Here is a 15,880-nt window from a genome sequence, read left to right as displayed (position 1 = left end):
TAATAATGCCACAAAATAACCAATTAGCGCAGCGAGAATTTAAATAAACGCAAATTTTACGCAAAATATTGCTGCAATTTTACTCAATTGAAGAAAAACTACTAAAGAGTGCGCCACAATAGTTTTTTTATTTGATTTACGAGGGTAAGATAGTCGATTCAAGTGCAATGCACAGCATTATTATATTAGGCAACTTATATCATTGGAGTGAAGATGAGCCATTTAGCGATTTCAGAGCTATTAAAAGGCAAGGTTGCGGTAGACAGCCAAGTAACAGTAAAAGGCTGGATCCGTACACGCCGCGATTCAAAAGCAGGAATTTCATTTTTAGCCGTTCATGACGGTTCGTGTTTTGATCCTATTCAAGCGGTAGTACCTAATTCACTCAATAATTATGATGAAGTAACACGTTTAACAGCAGGTTGTTCTGTATCTGTAACCGGTGTTCTAGTGCCATCTGCAGGTCAAGGTCAGTCTTTCGAAATTCAAGCTAACTCTGTAGAAGTATTAGGTTGGGTTGAGAACCCAGACACCTACCCTATGTCTGCTAAACGTCACAGCATTGAATATTTACGTGAGCACGCACACCTTCGCCCTCGTACTAACATCATGGGTGCGGTAACCCGTGTACGTAACTGTTTAGCACAAGCGATTCACCGTTTTTATCACGAGCAAGGCTACTACTGGATCAGCACACCTATCATCACTGCTAGTGACTGTGAAGGCGCCGGTGAAATGTTCCGTGTATCTACTTTAGATATGCAAAACTTGCCACGCACAGATAAAGGCGACATCGATTACAGTGAAGATTTCTTTGGTAAAGAAGCATTCTTAACAGTATCTGGTCAGTTAAATGGTGAGACATACGCATCTGCAATGTCAAAAATCTATACTTTTGGCCCGACTTTCCGTGCTGAAAACTCAAACACATCTCGTCACTTAGCAGAGTTTTGGATGGTTGAACCTGAAGTTGCATTCGCAGATTTAGAAGATATCGCAAAACTTGCTGAAGACATGCTGAAATATGTTTTCAATGCAGTATTAACTGAGCGTCGTGACGATATGGAATTCTTTGAACAACGTGTTGAGAAAACAGCTATCTCACGCTTAGAAGAGTTCGTAACTAAAGATTTCGCACAAGTTGATTACACAGATGCTATCGAAATCTTAAAAGCGTGTGGCAAGAAATTCGAATACCCTGTTGAATGGGGTGTAGATTTACAATCTGAGCACGAACGTTACCTTGCTGAAGAGCACTTTAATGCGCCAGTAGTTATTAAAAACTACCCGCGTGATATTAAAGCCTTCTACATGCGTCAAAACGAAGACGGTAAAACAGTCGCTGCAATGGACGTAGTTGCACCAGGTATTGGTGAAATCATCGGTGGTTCTCAACGTGAAGAGCGTCTAGATGTATTAGATAAGCGTCTAGAAGAAATGGGCTTAAACAAAGAAGATTACAGCTGGTACCGCGACCTACGTAAATACGGCACTGTACCGCACTCAGGTTTTGGTCTAGGTTTTGAGCGTTTAGTTGCATATGTAACCGGTATGGGGAACGTACGTGACGTTATCGCTTTCCCACGTACAAAAGGCAGCGCGACTTACTAATAAGCAACGCTATACAATTTAAAAGCCGCTTTCGAGCGGCTTTTTTATTGCTAACACACTATAATATATAAAAAATCTGGTAGAGATTTAGCAAACATAAATAAATAGCCTATATTGAAAGTAGTCTAATAATTAAGAGCTCATTTTATTATGCACTTTCGCGCTATTCAGACCATTTTACTAGTAACCTCATCATTAATCGCATGCAAAGTCACGGCACTAGAAGAAGACTTAAACGCAAAGCCTATTTTTATTGCTGGTTCCACTTCTGTTTCTGCATTATTAATAGATCTTAAGAGCGAATTAAGTCAAGAATTTGGTAATAGCATACAAATAAGACCTATGGGTAGCGATAAAGGAATTATCGCAATTGCAGATAATGTCATCGATATTGGCACAAGCTCCCGATACCTCACCAAAGATGAACAGCAAAGATGGCCGTTTTTACGGCAAATTGTTTTAGCACAAGATGCGATCACTTTTTTTGTAAATAAAAACCTCAATATCGATGAGTTATCAACTAGTACACTCAGTGCTATATATCAGGGTAAGCTCACTAAGTGGTCAGATGTTTCTCCGCATACTCCGAAACTTAGTAGTAAAAATGATGAGATTTTGCTTTTCAGCAAAGGCACAACGCACGGCAGTTTTGATGTGTTTTTAGAGTATTTACAGCTTGATTACATCAAAGAACCAGACAGTAATTTTATTCGCCTAAAAAATGCTGGAAATAGAGGCCTATTTTCTGAACAAAAAGTTGAATTATACGATCAATTTAATCAAGCGCTGGGAATTGTGCAACGAATACAAAATGCTATTGCTTATGATTCATATGGAGCAATAACCAAGCTTGAAAACGATAGAAGAATAAATAAAGTGAGTTTATTAGCAATTGATGGCGTTAGCCCGTCTATCGAAACAATTCAAAGTGGAGAATACGCTTTTGTTCGCCCATTGGTATTGATAGTTAATACACAATCACCGCGTTCAAAGAAAATAGGTGACAAATTAGCTGTATTTATAAAGTCAAAAAAGATACAACAAAAAATGCTCGATATTGGCTACCTTCCAGTAAAATAGCTTCGTAAATATAAAAAAAGCTGCGCACCTAAAAGGTGAACAGCTTTTAACAACCAGAATCGTTATGAATTACAGAGCGCTTTCAAGCTCTGGTAACACATCAAATAAATCAGCAACTAAACCATAGTCTGCGACTTGGAAAATTGGCGCATCAGGGTCTTTATTGATGGCAACAATCACTTTTGAGTCTTTCATACCCGCTAAGTGTTGAATCGCACCACTAATACCCACAGCAATATATAAATCTGGGGCAACAATTTTACCTGTTTGACCGACTTGCATATCGTTTGGTACAAAGCCCGCATCAACAGCAGCACGTGAAGCACCAATCGCTGCACCTAGTTTATCGGCAATACCATTTAATAACGCAAAGTTTTCACCATTTTGCATACCACGACCACCTGAAATAACCACAGGTGCTGCAGTAAGCTCAGGGCGTTCTGATTCAGTTTGTTGTTCTGATACAAACTCACTCAGACCAACAGAACCTTTACCAGTAACACTCGTTACAGCTACTGGCGCTTGCTCTTGTGCAATATCAAAGCTACTTGCACGAACAGTAATCACTTTTTTGCTATCTAGTGATTTAACTGTCGCAATTGCATTACCTGCATAAATAGGACGCTTAAAAGTATCTGCATCAATCACATCGATGATTTCAGAGATTTGCGCAACATCTAAAAGTGCAGCAACACGTGGCATAAAGTTTTTACCCGTTGTTGTTGCGCTTGCGACAATGTGTGAATAGTTATCAGCTAAAGATAAAACTAGATCAGCTAGGTTTTCTGCAAGTTGATTAGCATAAGCTGCATCATCGGCAATAAGTACGTTACTAACACCTGCAATTGATGCTGCTTGTTCACTCATTGCTGATAAGTTTTCGCCTGCAAGTAGTAAATCTACATCAAAGCCTAGTTTAACAGCAGCAGTAATCGTTTTATTCGTTTCAGGCTTTAGAACACCTTTATCGTGTTCGGCTATCACTAATGTTTTCATTTAGATCACCTTCGCTTCTGTTTTTAACTTTTCTACCAATGTTGCTACATCTTCTACGATGATGCCGCCACTGCGTTTTTCTGGCTCATTTACTTCTACCAGCTGTACACGAGGCGCAAGGTCTACACCTAGACTATCAGCAGCAATTACATCAAGAGGCTTGCGTTTTGCCTTCATAATGTTTGGCAATGAAGCATAGCGCGGTTCATTTAGACGTAAGTCTGTGGTTACGATAGCAGGTAGTTTAAGAGCAACTGTTTGTAAGCCACCGTCTACTTCACGCGTTACATTAACGGTACCCGCTTGAACATCGACTTTAGATGCAAAAGTACCTTGGCCACGACCCGTTAAAGCTGCAAGCATTTGACCGGTTTGATTGTTGTCAGAGTCAATCGATTGCTTACCTAAAATAACCAGCTCAGGTGATTCTTGCTCTACAATCTTGCTCAGTAATTTAGCAACATGTAAAGACTCAAGCTTTTCTTCTGTTTCAATATGAATGGCTTTATCAGCACCGAGTGCTAATGCCGTACGTAATTGCTCTTGAGATGATTTATTACCAATAGTCACAGCAACAACCTCAGTGGCCGTCCCTGCTTCTTTTAAACGAATAGCTTCTTCAATTGCAATTTCACAAAACGGGTTCATCGCCATTTTTACATTAGCTAGATCAACATCCGTTTTATCGGCTTTAACGCGTGCTTTGACGTTGTAGTCAATTACTCTTTTAATTGGAACGAGGACTTTCATCGTGACTCCATCAATTGTGTGTTCTCAAAGTTGACCTTGGCGTCAACTTATTTATTTTATGAATTCAGACTACTTCCTGTTGACGTAAACGTCAACCTAAAATAACCTTAAAGTATTCACAGCCTGTAACGTTTCATTTGCAAGTATGAAATAAGGTTCTTTACAGCAGGTCCGTCACCGAGAAGAGGTTTATATGGTCGAACGCGAAACCATGGAATTTGATGTAGTCATCGTAGGCGCAGGCCCAGCAGGTTTATCAACTGCGATTAGATTGGCTCAACAAGCACAAGAAAAACAACAAGAATTAATGATCTGTGTGGTAGAAAAAGGCTCTGAGGTGGGCGCACACATTTTATCGGGTGCGGTTTTCGAAACCAAAGCGCTGGATGAATTATTACCTGATTGGCAGTCATTAGGCGCACCAGTTACCACTAAAGTAACGCAAGATGATATTTACTGGTTCAATAACAGTGAAAAAGCCACCAGCATCCCCCACTTTGCTAGCCCTAAAACATTCCATAACGAAGGCAATTACATTGTCTCTATGGGTAATGTATGTCGCTTTTTAGCAGAGCAAGCGGAAAACTTAGGGGTAGAAATATTCCCTGGCTTTAGTGCTCATTCTTTGATTATTGAAGACGAAACAGTGAAAGGCATTATCACTGGCGATATGGGCCTTGATAAAGACGGCAACGAAAAAGATGGTTACATGCCTGGTATGGAGCTTAGAGCAAAATACACCGTATTTGCTGAAGGCTGCCGCGGTCATTTAGGTAAAGAGCTAATCAAACACTTTGCTCTTGATAAAGATGCATCACCACAGCATTACGGTTTAGGTTTCAAAGAAATTTGGCAAATCGACCCGAGTAAACACAAAGAAGGCACTGTAGTACATGGTACAGGCTGGCCGTTAACTGGTGATACCAGTGGTGGTGCATTTATGTATCACAGCGATAACAACCAAGTTGTGGTTGGCTTAATTGTTGACCTTAACTATTCAAACCCACATTTAAGCCCGTTTGATGAATTCCAACGCATGAAGCATCACCCTGTTTTTAAAGATGTTTTAGAAGGCGGTGAACGCATAGCCTATGGCGCAAGAGCTATTGCCAAAGGTGGCCTGCGTTCTTTACCGAAAATGCACTTCCCGGGTGGTTTACTTGTAGGTTGTGATGCGGGCACATTGAACTTTGCCAAGATCAAAGGTAATCATACAGCGATGAAATCAGGCATGGTTGCCGCTGATGTGATAGTAGCAGCTCTTAGCGACGGTAAAGAAAATGCCGATTTAGCTGAATATAAATCAGCTTTTGAACAAAGCTGGGCATACAAAGAGCTTTATCAATCACGTAACTTTGGCCCTGTTATGCACAAACTCGGTAAGTTCTTAGGTGGTGCTTATAACACCCTCGATCAAAATCTATTTGGTGGTAGCTTACCGTTTAACTTTGAAGATAACATGCCAGATCATGCAACGTTGGTTGCAGCTGATCAGGCTGAAAAAATCGACTACCCAAAAGCAGATGGCAAACTTAGCTTCGATAAACTTTCATCGGTGTTTTTATCAAATACCAATCATGAAGAATCGCAGCCATGCCATTTAAAGCTTAAAGATAACTCGATTCCAATTAAGGTCAATTTACCGCAATTCGATGAGCCAGCACAACGATATTGCCCTGCGGGGGTTTACGAAGTACAAGAAGTTGAAGATGAGAAAGAGTTTGTGATCAACTCACAAAACTGTGTGCACTGTAAAACCTGCGACATAAAAGACCCAAGTCAAAACATTATTTGGGTAACACCTGAGGGAGCAGGCGGGCCAAACTACCCTAATATGTAACGCACGTTACTCATTTAATTAAAATTTATCCTAAATTGCAGGGGCTTCGGCCCCTTTTTTAGGCTATGCTGAAAGTGTCGTGTTTTATAAAAGTGAGTAAAGTATGCCGTCTTCAAGTGTAACCTTTCGTTTTTTAGCTGAGCCTACCGATGTCAATTTTGGCGGTAAAGTTCATGGTGGTGTGGTAATGAAGTGGATTGACCAAGCTGGTTACGCCTGTGCTGCAGGTTGGAGCGGTCATTACTGCGTAACTGTGTCTGTTGCGGGTGTAAAGTTTCAGCGCCCTATTTTGGTTGGCCAAATAGTCGAAGTGAAAGCCAGTATCGCCCACACGGGTAAAACCAGTATGCAAATTTTTATTCAAGTACGCTGTGGCGACCCTAAAACACAAAATCTAGTTGAAACCAATCATTGTGTTATAAGTTTTATTGCAATGGATGAAGCAGGCTACCCAATTGAAGTACCTTCATATACAGCCGTAACAGACGAAGAAAAGAAAATCGAAAACTATGCGATTAAAATGAAAGAGATCGCGATAGAAACAGAAACCCTATTACAAAAAGCATAAAACTAAACCGATTTAAAAACTGCACCTAGTAACTTCTACAGAGCACCCTGAAATTGTTACGACTGCCAAACTGAATGCCTGATTACAGTTTCAACAAACTGTTTAAAAAACCACTTAATGAAGCCTAAAAACAATACTTTAGGCTTTATTTTCAGCTTGGCATTGCCATTGCAATACTCCTTGTGAATGACGCGAAACATTCGTTTATTTATTTTATAAAGGAGCTATTAAATGATTAAAGCAATTTCACTTTCTGCACTTTCTTTAGCACTACTAGGTTTTAATAATGCTGCACATGCAGATATTACCGAAATGGATTCTCCGCGTATTTATACCGGTATCGGCTACGGCCAATATTCTTTTGAGTTTGAAGACAGTGAAAATGACACTGACTTTGATGACGATTCACAAATGCTAAAAGGCTATATTGGTACTCAGTTTAACAAGTACTTAAGCCTTGAACTTGCTTATCAAAATTTTGATGAAGTAAGCGATATCGATTCTAAAGCTGAAATTGACGGTGTTTCACTAGCAGCACGCTTAGCAGCCCCAATTACAGATAGCTTTTCTGTTTATGCCAAAGGTGGTTGGCTAGAGTGGGATGCTGAAATTAAGCAAGACCTAGGCGAGCTTGGCAGCATCAGTGCTGACTCTGATGGCGGTGATGTATTTTATGGTGCAGGTGTAGAATATGCTTTCACAACAAACATGCAAGTACGTTTAGAGTATGAGCGCTATAAATTAGAAGATGATATTGACCCAGATATGGACGTTGCGTCTGTATCATTTCAATACATGTTTTAATTTGGACTATACAGTCTAAATATTTAAAAGGCAGTCTCGACTGCCTTTTTTGTGTTTGCATGTAATGCATGTAAAATGTCGGCAGATTTTCTTAACGACAATGCACAATGAGCGAATACCAATTAACTGCCGTCGGCCATATTCAATCTCCTTATAAACAAAAGTTTGCCATACCTCGCCAACCTCGTTTGGTTCCTGAGGCTAAAGCAAAGCTGGTATTCAGCAGCGATTTTAATCGTGAAGAGTTTGTACGCGGCCTCGATGAATTTAGCCATATTTGGCTGTTATTTAGATTTCATGAAACCGCAGATAAAGGTTACTCAGCAATGGTGAGACCCCCTCGCCTAGGCGGTAATGAACGTAAAGGTGTATTTGCAACACGTGCAACCTTTCGCCCAAATGCTATAGGCATGAGTGCTGTAAAACTTGAAGGCATTGAATATAAAAATGGTCAGTTAAGCTTATTGCTTTCAGGTATCGATTTACTCGATGGCACACCTATTTTAGACATTAAGCCATATTTGCCCTACTCAGACGCAATGACCGATGCCACCGCTGGTTTTGCCGATACCAGACCAGAAACCGATATGAGCGTTGAGTTTAGTGAAGAAGCGCTTGCTTTTATTGCAAAGCAAACTGAGCAACCTGAATTAAAAGCGTTTATAAGCAATGTATTAAAGCAAGATCCTCGCCCTGCCTATAAAAAGCAACGTGACTCAGAGCAAAGCTACGGCATGACCTTATATGATTTTAATATTAGGTGGCATGTTCAGGACAATCATAATACAGTGACCAGCATTGAAAAATGCTAGTTTTTAGCATATAGCGCTTTAGTGTCAGTGCTTCCACTGGTAAACTTAGCGCCTTGTTATTACTCAAACGTCTTGAGTAAACGATAATAATTTTAACACTACTTGGAATAGAGATGCGTACCAGTCAATATATACTCGCAACACTTAAAGAAACTCCGTCTGATGCAGAAATTGTTTCTCATCAATTAATGCTACGAGCAGGCATGATCCGCCGCGTTGCGTCGGGTTTGTATACATGGTTGCCCTCTGGTCTACGCGTACTTAAAAAAGTAGAAAACATCGTACGTGAAGAAATGGATAAAGCAGGCGCTATCGAAATGTTAATGCCTATTATCCAACCAGCTGATCTTTGGGAAGAGTCTGGTCGTTGGGAGCAATTCGGCCCTGAATTACTGCGTATTAATGACCGTCACAACCGCCCATTTGCACTTGGCCCAACACACGAAGAAGTGATCACAGATTTTGTACGTAAAGAAGTGAGCTCTTATAAGCAATTACCGCTTACTCTTTACCAAGTACAAACAAAAGTTCGTGACGAAGTTCGCCCTCGTTTTGGTGTAATGCGTGCCCGTGAATTTACCATGAAAGATGCGTACTCTTTTCACTTAAGTGATGAGTGTTTAGAGAAAACATACCAAGTAATGCACAAAGCATACTGCAACATCTTCGAGCGCCTTGGTCTTGATTACCGCCCTGTTATCGCTGATACAGGTTCAATTGGTGGTAGCGTGTCACATGAGTTCCATGTACTTGCAGAATCAGGCGAAGATGCAATCGCATTTAGTGATGCAAGTGATTACGCTGCAAATATCGAAAAAGCAGAAGCATTAGCACCGACTGAAATGCGCCCAGCAGCAAGTAAAGATTTAAAAGCGTTCCCAACGCCTGATGCAAAATCAATTGCTGAGCTTAAAGAGCACTATGGTGTTAAACCTCATCGCGGCGTGAAAACATTAATCGTGTATGGCGCACCAGATGAAAACGAACAACGTGGTTTAGTTGCTCTTGTATTACGTGGCGACCATGAATTAAACGAGTTAAAAGCTGAGAAGCATCCACTTGTAGACTCACCGCTAGAAATGGCGAAAGAAGAAGACATCGTTGCTGCTATTGGCGCAAAACCAGGTTCATTAGGCCCTGTTGGTCTATCAATGCCAATTATTGTTGATCGCACAGCTAACGTTTTGGCTGACTTTGTAGCAGGTGCTAATAAAGATGGTGAACATTTCAGCGGTATCAACTGGGATCGCGATGTAGAAAACTACGAAGTGGCTGATATCCGTAATATCGTTGAAGGCGACCCAAGCCCATGTGGTCAAGGTTCACTGCAAATCAAACGTGGCATTGAAGTAGGTCATATTTTCCAACTTGGTACTAAATACTCAGAAGCAATGAAAGCTGGCGTATTAAGTGAAACAGGTAAAAACCAAGTAATGACAATGGGTTGTTACGGTATTGGTGTATCACGTATCGTAGCTGCCGCTATTGAGCAAAACAATGACCAATACGGTATTAAATGGCCGCAACCTATCGCACCATTTGATTTAGCGATTGTGCCAATGAACATGCACAAGTCTCATCGTATTCCTGATATTGCTGATAACCTTTACAAAGGCTTGAAAGATGCCGGTTTAGATGTGTTGTTTGATGACCGTAAAGAGCGCCCAGGTGTTATGTTTAACGATATGGAATTACTAGGTGTGCCTTTCACATTAGTAATTGGTGAGCGTAACCTTGATGAAAACAAGGTTGAGCTTAAAAACCGTCGTACTGGCGAAAAGCTAATGCTTGATTTAGATAGTGCCGCTTCTGAAATTGCCGCACTTGTTAAAGGCTGATTAAGTCTTCTCAACAAAATTTAAAAAACCGCTTCGGCGGTTTTTTTGTTTTATTAATTGTCATAGATGTTTCGCTAAAGCGTCTTTTAACTGTCATTGATTCTGCCTAGCATTTACTTTATTACACCATGAGTAAATGCCATGAATAACACCACTTGCAGTAGTAAAACCCACTATCCTGCCGTTTGGATTTCCGACGTTCACTTAGGTTATAAAGACTGCCAAGCGCAGTATTTACTAGATTTTTTAAATGCCATTGAATGCGATGTTCTGTATTTGGTCGGCGATATTGTTGATTTATGGTCAATGAAACGACAGTTTTTTTGGCATCCTAGTCATTATGATGTGCTTGCGCTTATTCAACAAAAAGCAAAAGATGGCACTCGAGTTATCTATATACCGGGTAACCACGACGAAACCTTTCGCCATTATGCCAATGATTCATTATTCGGTATCGAAGTACACAAGCAATATATCCATACCACAAAAGCCAAAAAACGGTTTTTACTGTTACATGGTGACGATTTTGACTCAGCAACGCGCTACAACAAATTAATCAGTATTGCGGGCGATGCAGGATACGATTTATTACTATTTTTAAATCGCTGGACTAATCGCATTCGGCGTTTATTTGGCGGTAATTATTGGTCATTGGCCTCCTGGATCAAAGCACGCGTGCATAAAGCACGTGAAGCTATTGATGCATTTGAAAAAGCGGCCATCCACGAAGCAAAAAAACAAGCCGTCGATGGCATCATTTGCGGGCACATTCATCACCCAGCTGTTAAAGTGGTTGATGGAATTTTATATTGCAATGATGGCGACTGGATTGAAAACTGCACTGCATTAGTAGAGAACAGCTCTGGGCGTATAGAGTTATTGCACTGGAGTGAAACTAAAAAAGTGATTCACTCGGCAGACATTAGCAAACTTACACCAAAGACTGCTTATGATAAAAACCAAGATGCAGCCTAGACCTAAACGTAAAAAGCCCCTACTCGGGGCTTAAATTTATTGTAATTTACTATCTAAATAGTACATCTTCTTTATTGAACCATTTAACACAAAACGCAAGTAATGCACCTGCCACAATGACTGTCGCTAAGAAAATTAAACCCACGAGTGTGTAATCAACTGTACCTTTAATGATTTCTTTGATTGCCAGAGCTACATTTGTCACAGGAATAAATGCTGTTTTGCTCGTAAGCTCAACATTAGGCATTAAGGCAACCATAATTGGAAAAATTACACCCATGCTAAGTGGTGCCATGTAGTTTTGTGCTTCTTTAAAGGTTCGCGCATAGATAGAAATGGCTAACGCTAATGATGAGAATATTGCAGCTATAGGTAATAACAGCACAAAAATTAGCCCTAAATCTAATACAGTTAAAGAGCTAAATGCGTTTTTAACAACGGCTAAATCTACAAATGCAATGGCCACTGATATCCACACACCCATACTGAGTACAGTAATGGTGGTTGTTGCAATAGAAGAAGCAAGTAAGGTTACAAACTTACCTAACACCAGCTGTGTACGGGTGATTGGTGTAAGTAACAAGGTTTCGAGCGTACCACGCTCTTTTTCACCAGCTCCTAAATCAATCGCCGGGTACGTTGCGCCCATCAATACCAGAGGAATAAGTAGATAAGGAATAAACCCACCAATTTTCTCACCCAGATTTTCACGTTTATCTGCAGTGTCGACCTTCACCACTTTAATAGGCTCGATAATAGCGGCTTGCTGCTGCTCTGAAACACCAAAACTTAATAGCTTTGTCGTGCGCAGTTTATCGCCATATTCTTTTGCCAGTTCTTTAACACGATCAAATAGGAAGTTAATTGCTTTTGCGTCGTTATACACAACTTGCCATTCACTTTGCTTTGCATCATCTAACGTTTGCTTAGCGTCTGACGGTAAATAGATACCCATGTCAATGGTGCCCGCTTTAACCGCTTTAGTAAGATCTTCTACTGTATTAAAGGTTTCATCACCTTTATATAAAGCAAAGCTTTTATGGTAAAACACCTTATCTGTAAACTCTTGCGCATAGTTACCATTGATAATGGCGTAAGTATGCACCTCTTGTTCTGCCTCTAACGCCGCTTGTGAACTAATAAAGGCCATAACAGCAAATAACAGTGGGAAGATAGCAACCGGTAGTGCAACAACGAAAATCAATGTTTTACGGTCACGTAATAGCTCTTTTAATTCCTTTTTAAATACTTCAAACATTACGGCTCTCCGTTAAAATATTCATAAACGCTTGGTTTAATTCTTCACTTTGACCTGTTTGCTTAAACTCATCTAAGGTGCCATCAAAGCAACTAATTCCTTGGTTTATCACTGCAACACGGTCACACAGTAAGGCAACTTCATCTAAATGGTGCGTTGAGAAAATAACTGGTGTGCCCTGCTCTTTAAGGCCGCGAATAAAGTTAATGACGGTTTGCGTAGTCATAATATCTAAACCAGTTGTCGGCTCATCAAGAATAACCACATCAGGATGATGAACAACAGCACGGGCAATATTGGCTTTTTGCTTCATACCTGTTGAAAGGTTTTCGGCGCGTTTATCAATAAAGCTGTGCATATCAAGTAAGGTGAATAGCTCATCACAACGAGCGGCGACCGCTTTTTTACTCATGCCATGTAAACGGGCAAAGTATTCAACGTTTTCTTTAACTGTTAAACGCCCATACAAGCCAGTACTACCTGACAGAAATCCAATTGACTTGCGGCCAACTAATGGCTTTTTAACGATATCGTGACCAGAAATGGTAATGCTGCCTTCATCTGGTTTTAAGGCTGTTGAAATCATTCTAAGGGTGGTTGTTTTACCGGCACCATTTGGGCCGAGTAAACCGAGTACTTCACCTTTGTTACATTGAAAGCTGACGTCTCTTACAGAATGAAAAAACTCTTTATCTTCACGGGGGTCTATGTTGTCCGTTTTATTTTTTTTATGATCTTTTGTTAGCTTAAACTTCTTTTTAAGCCCTGCCACTTCAATCATGTGCGTTTCCTTCGTTTCGGTCTAAAGTAATCAGTGTTACTGTAGAATTCTGGATTTTCATTGTCAGTCCACCATCCCGGTACGCCTAACAAGGGTAAGGGTGATAAATTTTTATTATCACGCAAACAATCATCATGCTTAATCATCTCATAAAGACGCTGATCTAGATACGCATATTGCTCGGTTAAATCTTTACAAAATATGTCATCAGGAACAATTACAAATAATGCTTTACCCGTTAAACCAATATAAGGCTGTGTGAGCATTTCGTAGTTAGCATGGCCAAACATAAATGGTCTAATGCTTTTACCCCACTGTTCACGCTGTTCTACAAAGGCTTGCTGCCATTGGTGGTCGCGTAATTGCTGCTGCCAGCTTTGTTCAGTAATTGCCAGCACCACGCCGCATTCATCAAATAAGGTCAGTGCGTTTCGGTGTTTACTACGCTCTTTTAGACCATGCAGTTTAATTTCTTCAATGTGCTGATGATTAATCAGCGCTTTGGTTTTTGGGAATAAACACCAAATAAAGCCACCAAAAAGGTCATGCCAATTTTGTTGTCTTGTTGGTACTTGCCCTGTTTCAAATATGATTTGCTCATAATAACGGGTTTCATCGGCAAACTTTTCATCTTCAACAAAGGTTATGGCTTTGCCCTGTGTAGTTTTCGCATTTAGATATTGATTAAACCACTGGCAAGATGGCCAATCTGAGAGTTTATCAATATTAAATAGCGTTGCTAGGTCACTAAAGGCACCCGTTGTAAGGTATTGCGTTGACCATTGCTCGGGAGCAGTAAATCGTTTCATTGCTTATTTTTTAACTTATTGATGTATTGTGGGTAGTTTACCGTAAAAACTGGTTCTCACTAATAGAACCTCATATACTAACGTCACCATAAAACAAAAAAAGAGCTATTATGAAACGCTATTTTCCAATGACAGTCCTTGCAAGTGCTATTCTTGCGGGCTGTGCTTCAACAAGTATCACATCAAGTGATGTCGAAAAAGCCTATCAAAGCATTAACTCAGAGCAACTAGCAGAACACATTAAAGTGCTTGCCTCTGATGAGTTCGGTGGCCGTGCACCATCATCGAAAGGTGAAGAGCTAACGCTTGCCTATTTAACCGACCAATTTAAAGCATTGGGTTTTGAGCCGGGTAACGGTGATAGCTTCTTACAAGAAGTACCGCTTGTTTCACTAGAAGCTGATTCAGACATGGTACTTACTATTGGCGGCAAAGATTACCAATACAAAAAAGATATGGTAATGGGTAGTAGCCGTATTAGTGCTAAGCAAAGCATTAAAGATTCTGAATTAGTATTCGTTGGTTACGGTGTTAATGCACCAGAGTACAACTGGAACGACTACGAAGGCCTAGATGTTAAAGGCAAAACCGTTGTTATGCTGGTAAACGATCCTGGTTTTGCGACGAAAAACCCTGATTTATTCACCGGCGATGCCATGACCTATTACGGTCGTTGGACATACAAATATGAAGAAGCAAGCCGTCAAGGTGCAGCAGGTGCGATTATCATCCACGAAACAGCACCGGCTTCTTACCCATGGTCAGTTGTTGAAAACTCTTGGAGCGGTGAGCAATTTGGTTTCCAAAAAGAAAATAACAACATGGATCGCGTTGCTGTTGAAGGCTGGGTAACAACAGATGTTGCTAAAGAGCTTTTCACAAAAGCAGGCTTAGATTTCGATACCATGAAAGCGAATGCGGCAAAAGGCGCTTACCATGTTGATATGGGCGACCTAACTGCAAGTGTTGAAGTAAATAACACAATTAAAAAATCAATTTCGTATAACTTTATCGCGACCTTACCGGGTAGCGAAAAGCCTGATGAGCACATCATTTATTCAGCTCACTGGGATCACCTTGGTACTGATAAAACCCGCAAAGGCGACCAAATCTATAATGGCGCCCACGATAATGCAACGGGTACTGCTGGCTTAATCGAAGTTGCTGAAGCATTCGCGACCCTACCTGAGCACCCTAGCCGTTCAATGACTTTCTTAGCCGTTACTGCTGAAGAACAAGGTTTACTTGGCTCGAAATATTATGCTGCAAATCCAGTGATCCCAGCATCACAAACGGTTGCAAACATCAATATGGATAGCTTAAACCTATTAGGTAAAGTAAAAGACATCAGTGTTGTTGGTATTGGCAAATCTGAAATGGATAGCCTACTAGAAACAGCTGCAAAAGCGCAAGGCCGTACAGTATCTGGCGACCCTAAACCGTCTTCAGGTGGTTACTACCGCTCTGATCACTTTGCATTTGCAAACATGGGTGTACCAGCAATGTATGCCGGTGGTGGTAGTGAAGCCCTTGATGAAGAAACGGCAAATTACCGTAAGCGTATGAGCCTAGTGCTTCGTGGTTGTTATCATCAGCCTTGCGACCGTTACCGTGATGAATGGGATTTATCAGGTGCCGTTCAGGACCTTCAGTTATTCTATCAAGTAGGTTTTGATATCTCAGAACGAAAAGAATGGCCGACCTGGAATGCCACTTCTGAGTTCCAACGCAAATAGATACAAATGAGATTGATTTTCA

General features: G+C 40.6%; 14 protein-coding genes. 9 read left to right on the top strand and 5 right to left on the bottom strand.

Annotated elements, in window-relative coordinates; all coding sequences use genetic code 11:
- Positions 1–213 precede the first annotated feature (213 nt).
- Both asnS and BIZ38_RS03600 read left to right on the top strand, forming a co-directional pair.
- Entirely contained in the window at positions 214–1,611 is a 1,398-nt protein-coding gene (asnS, locus tag BIZ38_RS03605; RefSeq protein WP_187489573.1) for an asparagine--tRNA ligase, read from the top strand.
- A 150-nt stretch (positions 1,612–1,761) separates the two neighbouring features.
- Complete coding sequence (locus BIZ38_RS03600) at positions 1,762–2,691, top strand: PstS family phosphate ABC transporter substrate-binding protein (protein ID WP_166340075.1); 930 nt, start codon at positions 1,762–1,764, stop codon at positions 2,689–2,691.
- A gap of 69 nt (positions 2,692–2,760) precedes the next feature.
- Here BIZ38_RS03600 and BIZ38_RS03595 read toward each other — a convergent pair whose 3' ends face one another.
- Together BIZ38_RS03595 and BIZ38_RS03590 are read right to left on the bottom strand one after the other, a co-directional pair.
- Entirely contained in the window at positions 2,761–3,687 is a 927-nt protein-coding gene (locus tag BIZ38_RS03595) for an electron transfer flavoprotein subunit alpha/FixB family protein (RefSeq protein WP_187489572.1), read from the bottom strand.
- Positions 3,688–4,437 carry an electron transfer flavoprotein subunit beta/FixA family protein gene (locus BIZ38_RS03590; RefSeq protein WP_063705098.1) on the bottom strand — a complete coding sequence of 250 codons (750 nt, stop codon included), beginning with the start codon at positions 4,435–4,437 and terminating at the stop codon, positions 3,688–3,690.
- Between the two features lie 193 nt (positions 4,438–4,630).
- Between BIZ38_RS03590 and BIZ38_RS03585 the strand changes: the two genes are divergently transcribed.
- The 6 genes from BIZ38_RS03585 (at position 4,631) to BIZ38_RS03560 (ending at position 11,274) form a co-directional block, all read left to right on the top strand.
- Positions 4,631–6,277, top strand: a complete 1,647-nt coding sequence (locus tag BIZ38_RS03585; protein WP_187489571.1) for an electron transfer flavoprotein-ubiquinone oxidoreductase — start codon at positions 4,631–4,633, stop codon at positions 6,275–6,277.
- A 103-nt stretch (positions 6,278–6,380) separates the two neighbouring features.
- Positions 6,381–6,845 carry an acyl-CoA thioesterase gene (locus BIZ38_RS03580; RefSeq protein WP_054561436.1) on the top strand — a complete coding sequence of 155 codons (465 nt, stop codon included), beginning with the start codon at positions 6,381–6,383 and terminating at the stop codon, positions 6,843–6,845.
- A gap of 231 nt (positions 6,846–7,076) precedes the next feature.
- On the top strand, positions 7,077–7,649 hold the full coding sequence (locus tag BIZ38_RS03575) for an outer membrane beta-barrel protein (protein WP_054553912.1): 573 nt from the start codon (positions 7,077–7,079) through the stop codon (positions 7,647–7,649).
- A 107-nt stretch (positions 7,650–7,756) separates the two neighbouring features.
- Positions 7,757–8,461 carry a tRNA (N6-threonylcarbamoyladenosine(37)-N6)-methyltransferase TrmO gene (gene tsaA, locus BIZ38_RS03570; RefSeq protein WP_054553913.1) on the top strand — a complete coding sequence of 235 codons (705 nt, stop codon included), beginning with the start codon at positions 7,757–7,759 and terminating at the stop codon, positions 8,459–8,461.
- 113 nt (positions 8,462–8,574) lie between these two features.
- A complete protein-coding gene (locus tag BIZ38_RS03565) occupies positions 8,575–10,299 on the top strand; it encodes a proline--tRNA ligase (RefSeq protein ID WP_187489570.1) in 1,725 nt (574 codons plus the stop codon).
- 141 nt (positions 10,300–10,440) lie between these two features.
- The gene (locus BIZ38_RS03560; RefSeq protein WP_166340069.1) at positions 10,441–11,274 is read left to right on the top strand and encodes a UDP-2,3-diacylglucosamine diphosphatase; all 834 of its coding nucleotides are present in this window, start codon (positions 10,441–10,443) and stop codon (positions 11,272–11,274) included.
- Between the two features lie 49 nt (positions 11,275–11,323).
- Here the strand turns inward: BIZ38_RS03560 and BIZ38_RS03555 are convergent, their stop codons facing one another.
- From BIZ38_RS03555 to BIZ38_RS03545, 3 genes are read right to left on the bottom strand one after another with little or no spacing between them, the layout of a single operon-like run.
- A complete protein-coding gene (locus BIZ38_RS03555; RefSeq protein ID WP_138599554.1) occupies positions 11,324–12,532 on the bottom strand; it encodes an ABC transporter permease subunit in 1,209 nt (402 codons plus the stop codon).
- Complete coding sequence (locus BIZ38_RS03550; RefSeq protein ID WP_187489569.1) at positions 12,525–13,313, bottom strand: ABC transporter ATP-binding protein; 789 nt, start codon at positions 13,311–13,313, stop codon at positions 12,525–12,527. The genes BIZ38_RS03555 and BIZ38_RS03550 overlap by 8 nt, the downstream gene beginning before the upstream one ends.
- Positions 13,310–14,122, bottom strand: a complete 813-nt coding sequence (locus BIZ38_RS03545) for a DUF3025 domain-containing protein (protein ID WP_054553918.1) — start codon at positions 14,120–14,122, stop codon at positions 13,310–13,312. Before BIZ38_RS03545 ends, BIZ38_RS03550 begins: the two co-directional genes overlap by 4 nt.
- Before the next feature lie 110 nt (positions 14,123–14,232).
- Here BIZ38_RS03545 and BIZ38_RS03540 point away from each other — a divergent pair, with 110 nt between their 5' ends.
- Complete coding sequence (locus tag BIZ38_RS03540) at positions 14,233–15,858, top strand: M28 family metallopeptidase (protein WP_054553919.1); 1,626 nt, start codon at positions 14,233–14,235, stop codon at positions 15,856–15,858.
- Positions 15,859–15,880 lie beyond the last annotated feature (22 nt).

The organism is Pseudoalteromonas sp. BZK2 (genome assembly GCF_014349195.1).
Lineage (GTDB): Bacteria > Pseudomonadota > Gammaproteobacteria > Enterobacterales > Alteromonadaceae > Pseudoalteromonas > Pseudoalteromonas simplex.
This window is presented reverse-complemented; position numbering and strand designations above follow the sequence as displayed.